This is a genomic window from Variovorax paradoxus, from assembly GCF_030815975.1.
GTDB lineage: Bacteria > Pseudomonadota > Gammaproteobacteria > Burkholderiales > Burkholderiaceae_C > Variovorax > Variovorax paradoxus_N.
This window is the reverse complement of record NZ_JAUSXL010000002.1, coordinates 4,581,550-4,598,381: the sequence shown is the minus strand read 5'-3', so window position 1 is coordinate 4,598,381 and position 16,832 is coordinate 4,581,550. Positions and strand designations below refer to the sequence as shown.

Sequence of the window (16,832 nt, the reverse complement as noted above, 5' to 3'; positions counted from 1 at the left end):
CATGACGAAGACGGCCGCGGGACGTGGAACCCTGTTCGCTGCGCTGCTGGCGCTGTGCACGGGCGCGTACGCGCTCGGCAGCGACTACGGCTACGACAGCTTCAAGACGCCTGACGCGGTCAGCTGGGTGCAACTGTGCGGCACCTGGGGCCCGAACCACCAGGGCACGTACCGCGTGGTCCACGTCGACCAGTACGCGCAGTCCTTTCTCTACGTGCAGTGGATGGCGCGCGACGCCAACGGCAGCCTGCATGCCGCGCACACCGCCGCCATCACCGAGCTCGACAACGACCACGCCGAGATCGCGCTCACCGATCTCAGCTGCCGCGCCACACCGCGCGGCATCGTGGTGACGGCGCGCGCCACCTTGGGGCATGACGACAAGCTCCGCCGCGTGACCATTGAAGCCGGGCCAGCGCCGGGGCAGTACCGGTATCTGCCCCAACGCACGCGCTGAACGGATTTCCTGCGCGCCAATCTGCACAGCGCCGTCCGCGCGGCCCAGAATCCCTGCATCCGCACACGGAGACCCCACGATGCTCGACCTCCTGATCACCAACGCCACCCTCCCCGACGGCCGCTCCGGCATGTCGATCGCCGTGCAGGGCGGCCGCATCGCCGAAGTCACTGCCGGGCTCGATGCGCCGGCGCTCGACAAGCTCGACGCGCAGGGCCTGCTTGTTGCGCCGCATTTCGTCGATCCGCACTTCCACATGGATGCCACGCTGAGCTACGGTCTGCCGCGCATCAACCAGAGCGGCACGCTGCTCGAAGGCATTGCGCTGTGGGGCGAACTCAAGCCGCTGCTCACGGCCGAGGCGCTGATCGAGCGTGCGCTGGCGTACTGCGACTGGGCGGTGGCCAAGGGCCTGCTGGCCGTCCGCTCGCATGTGGACACAAGCGACGCCAGCCTGCTCGCGGTCGACGCGCTGCTCGAGGTCAAGCGCAAGGTCGCGCCGTACCTCGACCTGCAGCTCGTGGCCTTTCCGCAGGATGGCGTGCTGCGCTCGGCCGGCGGCATCGACAACCTGAAGCGCGCGCTCGACAAGGGCGTGGACGTGGTGGGCGGCATTCCGCACTTCGAGCGCACCATGGCCGATGGCGCGGCCAGCGTGAAGCTGCTGATGGAACTCGCGGCCGAGCGCGGCAAGCTGGTCGACATGCATTGCGACGAGTCGGACGACCCGCTCTCGCGCCACATCGAAACCCTGTCGGCCGAGACCTGGCGCCTTGGCATGCAGGGGCGCGTGACGGGCTCGCACTGCACCTCGATGCATTCGATGGACAACTACTACGCGAGCAAGCTGCTGCCGCTGATCGCGCAGAGCGGCGTCAGCGTCGTTTCCAACCCGCTCATCAACATCACGCTGCAGGGCCGCCACGACACCTACCCCAAGCGCCGCGGCATGACGCGCGTGCCCGAACTGATGGCCGCCGGCGTGAACGTCGCCTTCGGCCACGATTGCGTGATGGACCCGTGGTACGGCATGGGCTCGGGCGACATGCTCGAAGTGGCGCACATGGGGCTGCACGTGGCGCAGATGACGAGCCAGGCCGGCATCCGCCAATGCTTCGATGCGGTGACCACGAACGCGGCGCGCGTGATGCACCTGGAAGGCTACGGCCTCGAGGCGGGCTGCGACGCGAGCTTCGTGCTGCTGCAGGCGCGCGACCCGATCGAGGCGATCCGGCTGCGCGCGGCGCGGCTCAAGGTGTTTCGCAAGGGACGCCTGCTGGCGGAAACGCCGGCCGCAACGGCCACGCTGCATCTGCCGGGCCGCGCGCAGGCCACCAGCTGGATGAGCCGCAAATCCTGATGTCTCAGGCTTCGGGCGCGATGGCCTCGGCGTACTCGTAGAGCGCGCCCAGGATTTCTTCGCCCCGCTCGTCCGCGGTTTCGGACAGCGCATCGACTTCGCTGAACAGCATCTCGATGGTGCGCACCCCGCCCTCGCCCTTGAAGAGCCGCGCGGCGCGCAGCGCCTCCCAGCGTTCGGTCTCTTCCGGGCTGAGCAGCTCGGGCCAGTTGCGCGCGCGGTAGCGAAAAAGGATTTCCTCGAGGCGCCCGTCGTCGAAACCGGTGCGGTCCTTGGCGAGCTCCGCGGGCGACAGCGCGCGCAGCTGGTTCAGGCGGCGCCGGTCGGCGTTGCCGACGAAACCGCCGTAGAGGTCTTCATCGACATCGGGCGCCGCCTCCTTGGGTCGCGCATACACCTGCGACCAGATGGCGCTCATGTCGGGCAGGTCGCGCGCGATGGCCGCGTGGCGCAGCGCCGCATCGAGGTCGACATTCCAGCGTTCGGCCATGGCGGGCGCCAGCGTGCGCAGGTTGCCGACCACCATCGGCGACTTGTTGAGGTGGATGCCCTTGACCGGCAGGCGGAGCACGCCTTCGGGCAGATCGGCGCTGCGCGTGAACAGGCGCAGCCGCAAGGTCTCGACGTCGAGGTCGCGCAGCTCGCTGGGGTCATGGGCCAGGTCCCAGGCGATCAGTTCGTTCTTGTTGGTCGGATGGCTTGCAAGCGGCCACATCACGCCGAGGCAACCGCGCTCGACCGGGAACATGCCCGAAACGTGCAGGAAAGGCCGGGCTGTTTCACGCATGGCCGGCAAGCCGAGCTCGCTGGCGACGCGGTCCTTCTTGTGCAGGCCGAAGGCGAATTCGAACAGCTTGGGCTGGCGGTCTCGAATGAGCCGCGCCAGTGCGATGGTGGCGCGCACGTCGGACAGCGCATCGTGCGCCGACTCGTGCAGCAGGCCGTTGGCGCGCGCCAGGTCTTCGAGCCTGAAGCTGGGCTTGCCGTCTTCCTTCTTCGGCCACTCGATGCCATCGGGCCGCAGCGCATAGGTGAGGCGCACCACGTCGAGCAGGTCCCAGCGTCCGCAATCGTTCTGCCACTCGCGTGCGTACGGATCGATGAGGTTGCGCCAGAACAGGAAGCGCGTGACCTCGTCGTCGAAGCGGATGGTGTTGTACCCCACGCCGATGGTGCCGGGCTGCGAGAAGGCCTTCTCGATCTGCGCGGCAAAGGCGTGCTCGGGGATGCCGCGCTCCAGACAGATTTGCGGCGTGATGCCCGTGATCAGGCAGGCCTCGGGACTCGGCAGGTAGTCGGGCGCCGGCTTGCAATAGATCATCAGCGGCTCGCCGATCTCGTTGAGCTCGGCGTCGGTGCGGATGGCGGCGAACTGCGATGGCCGGTCGCGGCGCGGCACGGCGCCGAAGGTTTCGTAGTCGTGCCAGAGAAAGGTGTGGTTCATTCAGAGCAAGGGAGAAAACAATCGTGCAAGCGCGTCGCCGAGGCGGCGCCAGAAACTTTGCGGCCGGTGGGCGCGCACCGCGCCGGAACTGTGGAGGTCGGTCTCGAACTGCGCGGCCAGGGGGCGTGCCAGCTCGGGGCCGTAGACCACCGCGCTCACCTCGAAATTGAGCCTGAAGCTGCGGTTGTCGAAATTCGCGGTACCGATCATCGCGCAATGGTCGTCGACCACCAAGGTCTTGGAGTGCAGCATGCGCGCCTTGTACTCCCAGACCTTGACGCCGGACGCAATCAGCTCGTCGAAGTAGGAGCGCGCGGCGGCACTCACAATGGCCGAATCGCTGCGGCGCGGCACCAGAAGGCGCACGTCCACGCCGCGCAGCGCCGCGCTGGTGAGCGCCATCATGGCGGGCTCGCCGGGCACGAAGTACGGCGTGGTGAGCCAGGCGCGCTCGCTCGCCGAATGAATCGCCTCCACGTGCATGCGGTGGATGGGTTCGAGCATGTTGTCCGGACCGCTGGTCACGATCTGCACGGGAATGTCGCCGGCTTCCACCTGCGGCAGCATGGCGCCCATCAGGTGGTCGATGTTGCGCAGGTCTTCACCCGTGGCGTAGGTCCAGTCTTCGAGAAAGGTGGTCTGAAGCCAGCGCACCGCGCTGCCCTCGATGCGCAAATGCACGTCGTGGTAGGCGTCGGGGCGGGTGCGCTTGTCTTCCTCGTCGGTGATGTTGACACCACCGGTGAAGCCCACGCGGCCGTCGCACACCACGATCTTGCGGTGGGTGCGGTAGTTGGTCACCGGGCGCAGGCGGCGGCCGATGCGCGTGTCATGGAAAAGTGCAACCTGCACGCCCGCGGCATGCAGCGGCGCCATGAACTTGCGGCCGATGCGCTTGGAGCCCAGCGCGTCCAGCAGCAGGCGCACGGACACGCCCTGCAGTGCGCGTTCCACCAGCAGGTCGCGCAGCGCGGTGCCGATCTGGTCGGGCTCGAAGATGTAGTACTCGAGATGGATGTGGTCGCGCGCCGCGCGCACCGCGTCGAAGATGGCGTCGAAGGTGCGCGCGCCGCCCGAAAGCAGCGCCACGCCGGTCGCGCTGGACACTGGCAGCCCGCAGGCCGCGGTGCCCAGCCGCGCCATCTGCTGCAGCGCCGGCGGCGCGTTCTGGGCCGCGTCGCGCACGCGCGCCAGGTCGGCCTGCGTGTGCGCGCTCGCGCGGCTGCGCAGGCGCTTGACGCGCTGCTTGCGCAGGCGCTGCGGCCCCAGGAAGTAATAGATGACGAAGCCCGCGAACGGCAGCAGCGCAAGCGACAGGATCCAGCTCATGGTGGACACCGGCGCGCGCTTCTGCATCACGATCCAGACCGACAGCACGGCGATATAGCCGCTCCAGGCCAAAGAGAGGCCGGTTTTCCATTCCTGACTGAGCTCGGGGAGAATCAAAGTAAAACTGCGTTCGGATAGATTCCAGCCAAAAAAAAGCCGGCAGCGAATGCTACCGGCCTTTTTCGTACTGCCAGAAATACCGCGGAACCGGCTTTGCCGGTCCGCTTTATCCTGCAGCAGCCTCTTCGGCTTCAGGCTTGGACTTGCCTTCCTTCTTCGGCAGCGGCTGGATGTCCAGCTCCACTTCGCCCTTGTCGTCGATGTCGACCGACAGGCGGCCGCCATCGATCAGGCGTCCGAACAGCAGCTCGTCGGCCAATGCACGGCGGATCGTGTCCTGGATCAGGCGCTGCATCGGGCGAGCGCCCATCAGCGGATCGAAGCCCTTCTTCGCCAGGTGCTTGCGCAGCCCGTCGCTGAACGTGACGTCGACCTTCTTCTCGGCCAGCTGCGTTTCGAGCTGCAGCAGGAACTTGTCGACCACGCGCAGGATGATCTGCTCGTCGAGCGCCTTGAAGCTCACGGTCGCATCCAGGCGGTTGCGGAACTCCGGCGTGAACAGGCGCTTGATGTCGGCCATCTCGTCGCCCGCCTGGCGCGGGTTGGTGAAGCCGATGGTCGCCTTGTTCATGGTCTCGGCGCCCGCATTGGTGGTCATCACGATGATCACGTTGCGGAAGTCGGCCTTGCGTCCGTTGTTGTCCGTCAGGGTGCCGTGGTCCATGACCTGCAGCAGCACGTTGAAGATGTCCGGATGCGCCTTCTCGATTTCGTCGAGCAGCAGCACCGCGTGCGGCTTCTTCGTGATGGCTTCGGTCAGCAGGCCGCCCTGGTCGAAACCGACATAGCCCGGAGGCGCGCCAATGAGGCGACTCACCGCATGGCGCTCCATGTATTCGGACATGTCGAAGCGGATGAGCTCGATGCCCATGATGTAGGCCAGCTGCTTGGCCGCTTCGGTCTTGCCGACGCCGGTGGGGCCGCTGAACAGGAACGAGCCGATCGGCTTGTCCTCGCGGCCGAGGCCCGAGCGCGCCATCTTGACCGCGGACGCCAGCACCTCGAGTGCCTTGTCCTGGCCGAACACCACGCTCTTGAGGTCGCGTTCGATGGTCTGCAGCTTGCCGCGGTCGTCGTTGCTGACGTTGGCCGGGGGAATGCGCGCGATCTTCGCGACGATGTCCTCGACCTCGGTCTTGCTGATGGTCTTCTTGCGCTTGTTCGCCGGCAAGATGCGCTGCGCGGCACCGGCCTCGTCGATCACGTCGATGGCCTTGTCGGGCAGATGGCGGTCGTTGATGTACTTGGCGCTCAGTTCCGCCGCCGCCTGCAGGGCCGCCACCGCGTACTTGACGCCATGGTGCTCTTCGAAGCGCGACTTCAGGCCCTTCAGGATGTCGACGGTTTCCTGCACCGTCGGCTCGACCACGTCGACCTTCTGGAAACGGCGCGACAGCGCCGCGTCCTTCTCGAAGATGCCGCGGTACTCGGTGAAGGTGGTGGCGCCGATGCACTTGAGCTGGCCACTCGAGAGCGCCGGCTTGAGCAGGTTCGACGCATCGAGCGTGCCGCCCGAAGCCGCGCCCGCACCGATCAGGGTATGGATCTCGTCGATGAACAGGATGGCGTTCGGCTTGTCCTTGAGCGACTTGAGCACGCCCTTCAGGCGCTGCTCGAAATCGCCGCGGTACTTGGTGCCGGCCAGCAGTGCGCCCATGTCGAGCGAGTACACCTGCGCCTCGGCCAGGATTTCAGGCACGTCGGATTGCGTGATGCGCCATGCGAGGCCTTCGGCGATGGCGGTCTTGCCCACGCCGGCCTCACCCACCAGCAGCGGGTTGTTCTTGCGCCGGCGGCACAGGATCTGGATGACGCGCTCCACCTCGTATTCGCGGCCGATCAGCGGATCGATCTTGCCGTCCTTGGCGAGCTGGTTGAGGTTTTGCGTGAACTGCTCGAGAGGCGAAGCCTTCTCGTTCTTTTCGCCGCCGCCCTCTTCGCCCTCGCCCGAAGGCGATTCGCTGCTGCCCTTGACGGCTTCGGGCGGATCGCTCTTCTTGATGCCGTGGGCAATGAAGTTCACCACGTCCAGGCGGGTCACGCCCTGCTGGTGGAGGTAGTACACCGCGTGGGAGTCCTTCTCGCCGAAGATTGCGACCAGCACGTTGGCGCCGGTGACTTCCTTCTTGCCGTTGCCGGTGGACTGCACATGCATGATGGCGCGCTGGATCACGCGCTGGAAACCCAGCGTGGGCTGGGTGTCTACATCGTCGGTCCCCGCCACCTGGGGCGTGTTGTCCTTGATGAAGTTGGTGAGCGACGCCCGCAGGTCGTCGACGTTGGCCGAGCAGGCGCGCAGAACCTCTGCGGCGCTCGGGTTGTCCAGCAAAGCGAGCAGCAGATGCTCCACGGTGATGAACTCGTGGCGCTGCTGCCTGGCCTCGACGAAGGCCATGTGCAAGCTGACTTCCAGTTCCTGGGCAATCATGTGATTTCCTTTTGCCTTGCTGTAAATAACTTCTCAGATGGGTTGGAGCTTGCGCAATTCAACTGGTTCACGCAATGGGTTCGCTGACGCACTGCAACGGATGCCCGGCCTGGTGCGCGGCCTCCATCACCTGATTGACCTTGGTGGCCGCAAGATCGCGGGAATAAACCCCACAAACGCCGCGGCCATCGAGATGGATCTTGAGCATGATCTGGGTTGCGGTTTCGCGATCCTTGTTGAAATATTCCTGCAGCACGACGATCACGAACTCCATCGGCGTGTAGTCGTCGTTCAGCATGACGACCTGGTACATCTGGGGCGGCGCGGTTTTCTGCGGCCGCCGCTCCAGGACGACCGAATCTCCGTCGTCCCCGGCCGGTTTCTGGGCCGGCGGAGTGCTGGGAGTCTTGGGGATTCTCGTTGCCATAAAAAAGATTCTATAGAGCGTGCAAGCACCGTGCCGGCGCAAGAAGACTTGGTGGCGCGTATTCGACAAATCAAGGGGCTTGCGTCGTGTGCGACACCACAGACGATGCAAAAAATCTGCCGTTCGCGGCGCCCCAGCGTAAATATTACGCGGCACCCGTCTGGAAAAAAATGGGTATCTGGAGCAAGGTGTTCCATTTCTCAACCAGATTTCTCAACCAGTCCAGTCTGCCGGGCCGGATGAAGAAAAGCCCTCGAGACCGGGAAGATCTCGAGGGCCTTGGCTCTGCGGCGCCGAAAGCGCCGGAACGCAATTACATGTGGTCGATCATGACCTGGCCGAAGCCCGAGCAGCTCACCTGCGTGGCGCCGTCCATCAGGCGGGCGAAGTCATAGGTGACCTTCTTGCTGGCGATCGACTTTTTCATCGAGCTGATGATCAGGTCGGCCGCTTCGGTCCAGCCCATGTGGCGCAGCATCATTTCGGCCGAGAGGATCTCGGAACCGGGGTTCACGTAGTCCTTGCCGGCGTACTTGGGAGCCGTGCCGTGGGTGGCTTCGAACATGGCGACGGTGTCGCTCAGGTTCGCGCCCGGGGCAATGCCGATGCCGCCCACCTGGGCCGCCAGCGCGTCGGACACGTAGTCGCCATTGAGGTTGAGCGTGGCAATCACGCTGTATTCGGCGGGGCGCAGGAGAATCTGCTGCAGGAAGGCGTCGGCGATGCTGTCCTTGACGGTGATTTCCTTGCCCGTCCTGGGATTCTTGAACTTCATCCAGGGGCCGCCGTCGATCAGCTCGGCGCCGAACTCCCTGGCTGCCAATGCATAGGCCCAGTCGCGGAAGCCACCTTCGGTGAACTTCATGATGTTGCCCTTGTGCACGATGGTGACGCTGGGCTTGTCGTTATCCACTGCGTATTGCAGCGCCTTGCGCACGAGGCGCTCGGTGCCTTCCTTCGACACCGGCTTGACGCCGATGCCCGAAGTGTTGGGGAAGCGGATCTTCTTGACGCCCAGTTCGTCCTGCAGGAACTTGATGAGCTTCTTGGCCTTGTCGCTTTCGGCTTCGAACTCGATGCCGGCGTAGATGTCTTCCGAATTTTCGCGGAAGATGACCATGTTGGTCTTGTGCGGCTCGCGCACCGGGCTGGGCACGCCCTCGAAATACTGGATCGGCCGCAGGCAGACGTAGAGGTCGAGTTCCTGGCGCAGCGCGACGTTCAGCGAACGGATGCCGCCGCCCACGGGCGTGGTGAGCGGGCCCTTGATGGACACCACGTAGTCGCGCACGGCGTGCAGCGTTTCTTCGGGCAGCCAGACATCGGGGCCGTAGACCTTGGTCGACTTTTCGCCGGCATAGACTTCCATCCAGTGGATCTTCTTCTTGCCGCCGTAGGCCTTGGCCACCGCAGCATCCACCACCTTGAGCATCACCGGGGTGATGTCCAGACCCGTGCCGTCGCCTTCGATGAAGGGAATGATCGGCTGATCAGGCACATTGAGCGAGTTGTCGGCGTTGACCGTGATCTTCTGGCCTTCGGCCGGGACTTTGATGTGCTGGTAGCTGGACATGAGGGGGAATGACTCCGGGAGTGACGTAATTCGGACGACTGTCTGCGAATTCAGACAGCGATGGGGAATCGCTGTACAGCCCGCGAACAAATCGCTGTACATTTTAGACGCAACCCATCAGCTGGCGTTTGTCAACCTGCGAGGCAACGGCCTCGTTAGTGGCTGACCTTCTGCTCGCCGGGAGGCGTTTCCAACCAATTCTCGATAGAGGAATCATCAATGAGCAAAATTCTCGCAGTCATGATCGCTGGCCTGTTCGCCGCTGGCGCCTACGCCCAGAACCCCACCGGCACCACGCCCGAGCAGGGGAACGCCACCAACAGCAAGTCGCAAGCCCGCGCCGAAGCCAAGAAGGAAGCCAAGCCCGCTGGTCAAGTGGCTGCTCCCGCCGGCGACATCGCCAAGACGCCCGAAGGCGGTGCGGTTGGCGCCGACAAGGCTGCAGCAGCCGGCGAGAAGCGCGCCAGCACGCGCGACCAGCGCCGCCGCAACAAGGACGGCAGCGTGAAGCGCAAGTCGACCCAAGGCGGTACGCCCCAGTAAGTCGGCCCTGCCGTACAAGGAAGCGCTCCACGGAGCGCTTTTTTTTCGTTTGCGGCCATGGAATTTCTGTCAACCGGGGCCGGCGGCTCTCGCGTTGAAGGTTCACCTTCCACAGGGAGGTGGTCCATATCAACGATTTCAAAGGATGTCTCATGAACAAGCTGCTCGCAGCCCTCGTCGCCGGTCTCTTCGCTGCCGGTGCATTTGCTCAAACCCCGCCCGCACCGACGCCCGCGCCGGCCGCACCCGCCGTTGTCAAGGCGAAGCAACCGACGAAGCACGCCGTCAAGAAGCACAAGGTTCGCCACGTGGCCAAGGCGCACACGGCTGCAGCCAAGAAGGTGTAAGCTCCCGCGCTCACCGGCAATGCCCGCATCAGCGGGCATTTTTATTGGCCTCGCGTCCTTGGACCCCGCCCTGAAAGAAGCCCCGATGTTCCAGCGTTTTGCCGCCCTGCTCCTGCTTGCCATATCCTTGATGGGATCAGCGCAGGCCCAGCAGCAACCCCAGACCGACCTGCAACGCACCAAGCTGTCCGTCGGCCTATACAGGATCGATGCGCAAGTCGCGCAGACGCCCCGGCAGCGGGAGATCGGCTTGATGTTCCGCAAGGAGATGCCGCAGGCCGAGGGGATGATCTTTGTTTTCGAACAACCGGCCACCCAGTGCTTCTGGATGCGCAACACGCTGCTGCCGCTGACCGCCGCGTTCGTGGCGGACGATGGCCGCATCGTCAATCTGGTCGACATGCAACCCATGACCGAAAATTCGCACTGTTCCGAGGAGCCCGTGCGCTTCGTGCTTGAAATGAACCTCGGCTGGTTCGCCAAGAAGAACATCAAGAAGGGCGCCAAGCTCGGCGGCGAGCTGTTTGCTGCGTCGAAACGCTGAGCGCCCTGCCTCTGCCCATGAAAAAGCCGACCTGCGAGGGTCGGCTTTTTCAATGGGAAGCCGGTTCAGCCGAAGTTCTTTGCCGCGAAGTCCCAGTTCGCCAGCTTGGCCAGGAAGGTCTCAACGAACTTCGGGCGCAGGTTGCGGTAGTCGATGTAGTAGGCGTGCTCCCAGACGTCCACCGTCAGCACCGGGGTGTCGCCGGTGGTCAGCGGCGTGCCCGCGGCCCCCATGTTCACGATGTCCAGCGAGCCGTCGGCCTTCTTCACCAGCCAGGTCCAGCCCGAGCCGAAGTTGCCCACGGCCGACTTCACGAACGCTTCCTTGAAGGCGTCGTAGCTGCCCCACTTGGCATCGATGGCCTTGGCCAGCGCGCCCGTGGGAGCGCCGCCGCCCTGGGGCTTCATGCAGCTCCAGAAGAAGGTGTGATTCCAGATCTGGGCGGCGTTGTTGTAGATGCCGCCGCTGGACTTCTTGACGATGTCTTCAAGAGGCATCGATTCGAACTCGGTGCCCTTTTGCAGGTTGTTGAGGTTCACCACGTAGGCGTTGTGGTGCTTGCCGTAGTGGTACTCGAGGGTTTCCTTCGAGTACTCGGGTGCCAGCGCGTCGAGGGCGTAGGGCAGGGGTGGGAGCACATGTTCCATGGTTTTTTCTCGTGGGTTGGTTGTGGGGAATCAAGGATTCTAGAAAGGAATTACGCACCCGGCGTCGGACGCGTTCCCGTTTTGCCGGGGGTCACGGTCAGGTCGACCGAGCCGTCGGCGAGCCGCGCGACCACGGCGTCGCCAGGACTCAGCTTCTTTGCGCTGACGATCGCGCGCCCGTCGGGATCGGTGAGCCAGGCATACCCGCGCTGCAGCACCAGCGCAGGATCGAGCAACCGCAGGCGCAGCGCGACGCGTTCCAGCCGCTCGCGCCGCTGCGCCATCGCGCGCTCGAGCCTGAGCGGAAAATCGGCCGAGATCGCGCGCGGCACCTGGGCGAGGCGCTCGGCCCTGGACAGCACCGCATAGCGCAGCCGCTGCGAATGGTGGGCGAGCCGCAGCTGCTGGCGCGCCACCAGTGTCGAAGGCCGCCCCAGGCGCCCTGCCGCCTGGTCGAGGCGTTGGCCCAGCACATCGAGACGCGCACCCAGCGCGCCGTCGAGCCGGTCGCCCAGGAGATCGAGCGCACCGAGCCACATCGCCTGGGGCGCGCTGACGAGTTCCGCCGCGGCCGTGGGCGTGGGCGCGCGCAGGTCGGCGCAGAAGTCGGCGATGGTGAAGTCGGTTTCGTGGCCGACGCCGCAAATCAGCGGAACCGGGCTTTGGACAATGGTGCGCGCCAGGGTCTCGTCGTTGAACGCCCAGAGATCCTCGATGGAGCCACCCCCGCGCACCAGCAGGATCACGTCGACGGCCGGCTCCAGCGTGTACAGCGATTGCAGCGCACGCACGAGTTCCGCCGGGGCATTGGCGCCCTGCACCGCCGCCGGCGCCAAGACCACAGGAATGTGCGGCACGCGGCGCCGCAGCGCCGTGACCACGTCGTGCAGCGCCGCAGCACCGAGCGAAGTCACAAGGCCCACTGCACGCGGCATGACGGGCAGCGCCCGCTTGCGTTCCGCGTCGAAGAGCCCTTCGGCTTCGAGCCGCGCCTTGCGCTGGAGGAATTGCTCGAACAGCGCACCCTGGCCGGCGCGCTGCAGGCTTTCGACCACCAGTTGCAGGTCGCCGCGCGGTTCGTACACCGCGAGGCGCCCGCGCACTTCGACCTGGTCGCCGTCGCGCGGCGAAAAATCGAGCAAGCCCGCGGCGCGCCGAAACATCGCGCAGCGCAGCTGGCCGGACGGGTCCTTGAGGGCGAAGTAACAATGTCCGCTCGAGGCGCGCGAAAAGCCGGAAATTTCCCCGCGCACCGCGACCGGATTGAAACGTGCGTCGAGCGCATCGGCAACCGCCCGGCACAGTGCGCCGACAGCCCAGATCCGCGGGCCCGGCGTTGGATTCGAGTCACGCAGGTTCACAAGGCACCCGCGCGGCCGGCGGCCACTCTTCCACAGTGGGTTGCCCGGCCCCGGTACCGCGGCATCGATGCACAACAGGTGCACGGTTTGTCGTGCAAGCTGTTGATTTCATTGGAAAAAGAACTGCTCAAAATTCAATCGATCTAGCGGGAGGCCCGTCCCATGCGGGTCCGGACAAGTTGCGCAGCGGGTTAATCACAAAGTTATCCACAGAATCTGTGCGTCTTCGCTGACATGCAAACAAGCCGCGTGGCAATGTTGGCCTCGGTGGATAATCGCCGCGCATTTGCAGTCTACGGGCCGGAGGATTCCTTGTTTTCCATCATAGTTGCCGCGGGCTGGCCGATTTGGCCATTGCTCGCTTGTTCGATCATCGCGCTCGCGCTGGTTATAGAACGTTTCACAAACCTCAAGACCGTGAGGGTTCTGCCGCCCAAGCTGCTCGATGAAGCCATCACCGTGTCGCACGGCTCCGTGCCGGGGCCCGACGTGGTGACCAAGCTCGAGCGCAACTCGATGCTCGGACAGGTGTTGGCCGCCGGCCTGCGGGCGCTCAATGCCAATCCGCGCTGCACCGAGGACGACCTGCGCGCGGCCATGGAGGCTTCGGGCCGCACCGTGGCACACAAGCTGGAGCGCTACCTGCCAGCGCTGGCCACCATTGCATCGGCGGCGCCGCTGCTCGGCCTGCTGGGCACGGTCATCGGCATGATCGAGATCTTCGGGTCGCAGTCGCCCGGAAGCGGCGCGGTGGGCTCGGGGAATCCCGCGCAGCTGGCGCACGGCATTTCGATCGCGCTCTACAACACGGCTTTCGGCCTGATCGTGGCCATTCCGACCCTGATCTTCTGGCGCTATTTCCGCAGCCGGGTCGACGAATACCTGCTGAACCTGGAACTGTCGGGCGAGCGCTTCGCGCGTCACCTGAACGCGTTGCGGAAATGATGGCCCCCACGCTTGCCACTGCGTGTGCTGCGCTGCCCCCCGAGGGGGCCGCCGCCTCCTTGGGGCGGCCCGGCGGAGGCTCGCCATGACCCGCGGCCGCATGCAGTTTCGCCATGGGGCGCGCGATGAGCCCGAGATCAACCTGATCCCGTTCATCGACGTGCTGCTGGTCATCCTGATCTTCCTGATGCTGTCGACCACCTACAGCAAGTTCACCGAAATGCAGCTTCGGCTGCCGACGGCCGACGTCGATTCGCAGCGCGACTATCCCAAGGAAGTGATCGTTGCGGTGTCCGCCGACGGCCGCTATTCGATCAACAAGAAGCCCGTGGCGGACCGCAACGTGGACACCGTGGCCGCCGCGCTCGGCTCGGCAGCCACCGGCGGCAAGGACAGCGTGGTCGTCATCAGCGCCGACGCCAGCAGCCCGCACCAGGCCGTGATCACGGTGATGGAAGCCGCGCGCCGCGTGGGCCTGGTGCAGATCACTTTCGCAGCCCAGTCGACGGCGCAAGCAGGGCACTGAGTGCCGTCGCAGGGCCGCAGCACCACCGGCACAACCGGCTCGATCACAGCGCCGGCCTCGCGGCTGCAGCGTGCCTGGCTGCACCGCGGCGTGCTGGCCTGCCTGCTGTGGCCCCTGTCTCTGGTCTACGCGGCGCTCTTCGGGCTGCGGCGCTGGCTCTACCGGAAAGGATGGCGCACGACCGAACGCGTCCGGGTGCCGGTGATCGTGGTCGGCAACGTGATTGCCGGCGGCGCCGGCAAGACCCCGGTTGTGATGGCGGTGGTCCGGCACCTGCAGGCCCGCGGCCTGCGCGCCGGCGTGGTGTCGCGCGGCTACGGCCGGCGCACCGGCGACTGCCGCGAAGTGCAGCACGAAAGCAACGCCCGGGATGTCGGCGATGAACCGCTCCTGATTCGCCGTGCCACCGGCGCGCCCGTGTTCGTGGCGCAACGCCGCATCGAAGCCGCGCGCGCCCTGCTCGCACGGCACCCGGACACGCAGATCATCGTGAGCGACGACGGGCTGCAGCACCTGGCGCTTGCGCGCGACATCGAGATCTGCGTGTTCGACGACCGCGGCGTGGGCAACGGCTGGCAGCTGCCCGCGGGCCCGCTGCGCGAGCGCTGGCCGCGCCCGTGCGACCTGGTGCTTCACAGCGGAGAGCACCCCGCCTTCGAGGGTGGCTACACCGCCACCCGCGCGCTGGCGCAGGACGCCGTGGCGAGCGACGGCAAACGCACGCCGCTCGATGCTCTCGCCGGCGAACCGGTGATCGCGCTGGCGGCCATTGCACGGCCCGAAGCGTTCTTCGACATGCTGCGAGCGCGCGGGCTGACGCTTTCCGAAACCATCGCCCTGCCGGACCACTGCGATTTCGACGGCTGGCAGCCTCCCGCCCACACCGGACAGCGCCTCGTCTGCACCGAAAAAGATGCCGTCAAGCTGTGGCCCAAGGCCCCCGACGCGCTTGCAGTGCCGCTGGACTTCGCACCCTCGCGAGAATTCTTCGCTGCGCTCGACGCAAAGCTATCATCGCTCGATGGATACCAAGCTGCTTGAACTGCTCGTCTGCCCCGTGACCAAGGGCCCGCTGACCTGGAACGCCGAGAAGCAGGAACTCTGCTCGCGCAGCGCACGCCTGGCCTACCCGGTGCGCGATGGAATCCCCGTGCTGCTCGAGAACGAAGCCCGCACGCTGTCCGACGAAGAGCTGGGGCTGTGAGCTTTACCGTCCTGGTGCCGGCTCGCCTGGCTTCGACGCGGCTGCCCAACAAACCGCTGGCTGACATCGCCGGCCTGCCCATGGTGGTGCGCGTGGCCCGGCGGGCAAGCCAATCTGCGGCCGTGCGCGTGGTGGTGGCCGGGGACGACGCGACCATCGTCGCTGCATGCAGAACGCATGGCGTGGAAGCCATCCTGACTCGCCAGGACCACCCCAGCGGCTCCGACCGCCTTGCGGAAGCCTGCGAGCAACTGGATCTGGACGGCGACGACATCATCGTCAACGTGCAGGGCGACGAACCGCTGATCGATCCCGCGCTCATCGACGCTGTGGCCTCCGCCCTGGCCACGCACCCGGAAGCCGCCATGAGCACGGCGGCCCACGAGATCGACTCGCTCGACGATTTCCTGAACCCGAACGTCGTGAAGGTGGTGCTCGACGCGCGGGACAACGCGCTGTACTTCAGCCGCGCGCCTGTTCCATGGTGGCGCGACGGGTCCGCCAACGGTGCACCACCATCCGTGCTGCCCGTCCCGGCGCCGCTGCGGCACATCGGCATCTACGGCTACCGCGCCAGTTTCGTTCGCAGCTTTCCCTTGTTGCCGCCGGCGCCCGTCGAGGCCACCGAGGCGCTCGAACAGCTGCGCGCACTCTGGCATGGGCATCGCATTGCGGTGCACGTGAGCCAGGCCGCTCCGGGGCCCGGCATCGATACCCCGGAAGACCTCGAGCGCGTGCGCGCGTTCTTCGCGGCCGGCCCGGCAAGCTGAAAAGTGCGCCGCACCGAGGGCGGCGGCGGAATTTCCTCACGCTCTCGCATGCTATCCTCGACGCAATTCCGCCTTGCTCTGCTCCTGGGCTGACGCTTGGCGCGACACAAAATCGAAGAACCGTCCGAGGACACCATGAGACTAATTTTGCTGGGCGCGCCCGGGGCGGGCAAAGGCACGCAAGCAGCCTTCATTTGCCAGAAGTACGGCATTCCTCAAATTTCGACCGGCGACATGCTGCGCGCCGCCGTCAAGGCCGGCACGCCGCTCGGGCAGCAGGCCAAGGCCGTCATGGAATCGGGCGGTCTCGTGAGCGACGACCTGATCATCAACCTCGTGAAGGAACGCATCGCGCAGCCCGATTGCGCCGATGGCTTCCTGTTCGACGGCTTCCCGCGAACCATTCCGCAGGCCGACGCCATGAAGGCGGCCGGCGTCAAGCTCGACTACGTGCTCGAAATCGACGTGCCGTTCAGCGACATCATCGAACGCATGAGCGGCCGGCGCTCGCATCCCGCGTCGGGCCGCATATACCACGTCAAGTTCAATCCGCCCAAGGTGGAAGGCAAGGACGACGTCACGGGCGAAGACCTGATCCAGCGCAAGGACGACGAGGAAGAAACCGTGCGCAAGCGGCTCGAGGTCTACAGCCAGCAGACCCGTCCACTGGTCGACTACTACTCGGCCTGGGCCAAGGCCGATCCGGCCTCGGCGCCGAAGTACCGCGCGCCATCAAGGGCGTCGGCAGTGTCGACGAAATCACGCAGCGTGCGCTCGCGGCCCTCAGCAGCTGAACTTCATCCGCTG

General features: G+C 65.6%; 17 protein-coding genes and 1 pseudogene. 11 read left to right on the top strand and 7 right to left on the bottom strand.

Going from position 1 to position 16,832, the window contains the following annotated elements; genetic code table 11:
• Position 1 precedes the first annotated feature (1 nt).
• A complete protein-coding gene (locus tag QFZ47_RS25290) occupies positions 2–457 on the top strand; it encodes a hypothetical protein (protein ID WP_307658249.1) in 456 nt (151 codons plus the stop codon).
• Positions 458–536: 79 nt separating this feature from the next.
• Entirely contained in the window at positions 537–1,817 is a 1,281-nt protein-coding gene (locus QFZ47_RS25285) for an amidohydrolase family protein (RefSeq protein ID WP_307658248.1), read from the top strand.
• Positions 1,818–1,821: 4 nt separating this feature from the next.
• On the opposite strand, the gene sbcB is transcribed toward QFZ47_RS25285, so the two are convergent.
• From sbcB to icd, 5 genes are all read right to left on the bottom strand, one after another.
• Positions 1,822–3,261, bottom strand: a complete 1,440-nt coding sequence (sbcB, locus tag QFZ47_RS25280) for an exodeoxyribonuclease I (RefSeq protein WP_307658247.1) — start codon at positions 3,259–3,261, stop codon at positions 1,822–1,824.
• Positions 3,262–4,707, bottom strand: a complete 1,446-nt coding sequence (cls, locus tag QFZ47_RS25275; RefSeq protein WP_307658246.1) for a cardiolipin synthase — start codon at positions 4,705–4,707, stop codon at positions 3,262–3,264. It abuts the gene before it with no gap.
• Between the two features lie 109 nt (positions 4,708–4,816).
• Complete coding sequence (gene clpA, locus QFZ47_RS25270; RefSeq protein ID WP_307658245.1) at positions 4,817–7,138, bottom strand: ATP-dependent Clp protease ATP-binding subunit ClpA; 2,322 nt, start codon at positions 7,136–7,138, stop codon at positions 4,817–4,819.
• Positions 7,139–7,205: 67 nt separating this feature from the next.
• Positions 7,206–7,565: an ATP-dependent Clp protease adapter ClpS gene (gene clpS / locus QFZ47_RS25265; protein ID WP_012747757.1), complete on the bottom strand. Its 360-nt coding sequence runs from the start codon at positions 7,563–7,565 to the stop codon at positions 7,206–7,208.
• 313 nt (positions 7,566–7,878) lie between these two features.
• Entirely contained in the window at positions 7,879–9,138 is a 1,260-nt protein-coding gene (icd, locus tag QFZ47_RS25260; RefSeq protein WP_307658244.1) for an NADP-dependent isocitrate dehydrogenase, read from the bottom strand.
• 219 nt (positions 9,139–9,357) lie between these two features.
• Between icd and QFZ47_RS25255 the strand changes: the two genes are divergently transcribed.
• The 3 genes from QFZ47_RS25255 to QFZ47_RS25245 all read left to right on the top strand — a co-directional run bounded on the left by QFZ47_RS25255 (position 9,358) and on the right by QFZ47_RS25245 (position 10,572).
• Positions 9,358–9,681: a cell envelope biogenesis protein TolA gene (locus tag QFZ47_RS25255; RefSeq protein ID WP_307658243.1), complete on the top strand. Its 324-nt coding sequence runs from the start codon at positions 9,358–9,360 to the stop codon at positions 9,679–9,681.
• Between the two features lie 152 nt (positions 9,682–9,833).
• Positions 9,834–10,028, top strand: a complete 195-nt coding sequence (locus tag QFZ47_RS25250) for a hypothetical protein (protein WP_307658242.1) — start codon at positions 9,834–9,836, stop codon at positions 10,026–10,028.
• 85 nt (positions 10,029–10,113) lie between these two features.
• A complete protein-coding gene (locus QFZ47_RS25245; protein ID WP_307658241.1) occupies positions 10,114–10,572 on the top strand; it encodes a DUF192 domain-containing protein in 459 nt (152 codons plus the stop codon).
• 65 nt (positions 10,573–10,637) lie between these two features.
• Here the strand turns inward: QFZ47_RS25245 and QFZ47_RS25240 are convergent, their stop codons facing one another.
• Both QFZ47_RS25240 and xseA read right to left on the bottom strand, forming a co-directional pair.
• Positions 10,638–11,219 carry a superoxide dismutase gene (locus QFZ47_RS25240; protein ID WP_307658240.1) on the bottom strand — a complete coding sequence of 194 codons (582 nt, stop codon included), beginning with the start codon at positions 11,217–11,219 and terminating at the stop codon, positions 10,638–10,640.
• A 50-nt stretch (positions 11,220–11,269) separates the two neighbouring features.
• Complete coding sequence (xseA, locus tag QFZ47_RS25235; protein ID WP_307658239.1) at positions 11,270–12,580, bottom strand: exodeoxyribonuclease VII large subunit; 1,311 nt, start codon at positions 12,578–12,580, stop codon at positions 11,270–11,272.
• Between the two features lie 312 nt (positions 12,581–12,892).
• On the opposite strand from xseA, the gene QFZ47_RS25230 reads away from it, so the two are divergent.
• From QFZ47_RS25230 to adk, 6 genes and pseudogenes are all read left to right on the top strand, one after another.
• Complete coding sequence (locus QFZ47_RS25230; RefSeq protein WP_307659011.1) at positions 12,893–13,525, top strand: MotA/TolQ/ExbB proton channel family protein; 633 nt, start codon at positions 12,893–12,895, stop codon at positions 13,523–13,525.
• A 100-nt stretch (positions 13,526–13,625) separates the two neighbouring features.
• Entirely contained in the window at positions 13,626–14,051 is a 426-nt protein-coding gene (locus QFZ47_RS25225; RefSeq protein WP_370880647.1) for an ExbD/TolR family protein, read from the top strand.
• Entirely contained in the window at positions 14,052–15,092 is a 1,041-nt protein-coding gene (gene lpxK / locus QFZ47_RS25220) for a tetraacyldisaccharide 4'-kinase (RefSeq protein ID WP_307658237.1), read from the top strand. It begins immediately after the preceding gene.
• Positions 15,073–15,255, top strand: a complete 183-nt coding sequence (locus QFZ47_RS25215; protein WP_013541700.1) for a Trm112 family protein — start codon at positions 15,073–15,075, stop codon at positions 15,253–15,255. Before lpxK ends, QFZ47_RS25215 begins: the two co-directional genes overlap by 20 nt.
• Entirely contained in the window at positions 15,252–16,025 is a 774-nt protein-coding gene (kdsB, locus tag QFZ47_RS25210) for a 3-deoxy-manno-octulosonate cytidylyltransferase (protein ID WP_307658236.1), read from the top strand. The genes QFZ47_RS25215 and kdsB overlap by 4 nt, the downstream gene beginning before the upstream one ends.
• Positions 16,026–16,160: 135 nt before the next feature.
• Positions 16,161–16,819: pseudogene (gene adk, locus QFZ47_RS25205) on the top strand (adenylate kinase).
• Positions 16,820–16,832 lie beyond the last annotated feature (13 nt).

What these genes read in the sequence shown, in the direction of transcription:
- QFZ47_RS25290 (WP_307658249.1), top strand. Translation starts at nt 2, where the DNA reads ATGACGAAGACGGCCGCGGGACGTGGAACCCTGTTCGCTGCGCTGCTG.
- QFZ47_RS25285 (WP_307658248.1), top strand. Translation starts at nt 537, where the DNA reads ATGCTCGACCTCCTGATCACCAACGCCACCCTCCCCGACGGCCGCTCC.
- sbcB (WP_307658247.1), bottom strand. Translation starts at nt 3,261, where the DNA reads ATGAACCACACCTTTCTCTGGCACGACTACGAAACCTTCGGCGCCGTG.
- clpA (WP_307658245.1), bottom strand. Translation starts at nt 7,138, where the DNA reads ATGATTGCCCAGGAACTGGAAGTCAGCTTGCACATGGCCTTCGTCGAG.
- clpS (WP_012747757.1), bottom strand. Translation starts at nt 7,565, where the DNA reads ATGGCAACGAGAATCCCCAAGACTCCCAGCACTCCGCCGGCCCAGAAA.
- icd (WP_307658244.1), bottom strand. Translation starts at nt 9,138, where the DNA reads ATGTCCAGCTACCAGCACATCAAAGTCCCGGCCGAAGGCCAGAAGATC.
- QFZ47_RS25255 (WP_307658243.1), top strand. Translation starts at nt 9,358, where the DNA reads ATGAGCAAAATTCTCGCAGTCATGATCGCTGGCCTGTTCGCCGCTGGC.
- QFZ47_RS25250 (WP_307658242.1), top strand. Translation starts at nt 9,834, where the DNA reads ATGAACAAGCTGCTCGCAGCCCTCGTCGCCGGTCTCTTCGCTGCCGGT.
- QFZ47_RS25245 (WP_307658241.1), top strand. Translation starts at nt 10,114, where the DNA reads ATGTTCCAGCGTTTTGCCGCCCTGCTCCTGCTTGCCATATCCTTGATG.
- QFZ47_RS25240 (WP_307658240.1), bottom strand. Translation starts at nt 11,219, where the DNA reads ATGGAACATGTGCTCCCACCCCTGCCCTACGCCCTCGACGCGCTGGCA.
- QFZ47_RS25225 (WP_370880647.1), top strand. Translation starts at nt 13,626, where the DNA reads ATGCAGTTTCGCCATGGGGCGCGCGATGAGCCCGAGATCAACCTGATC.
- QFZ47_RS25215 (WP_013541700.1), top strand. Translation starts at nt 15,073, where the DNA reads ATGGATACCAAGCTGCTTGAACTGCTCGTCTGCCCCGTGACCAAGGGC.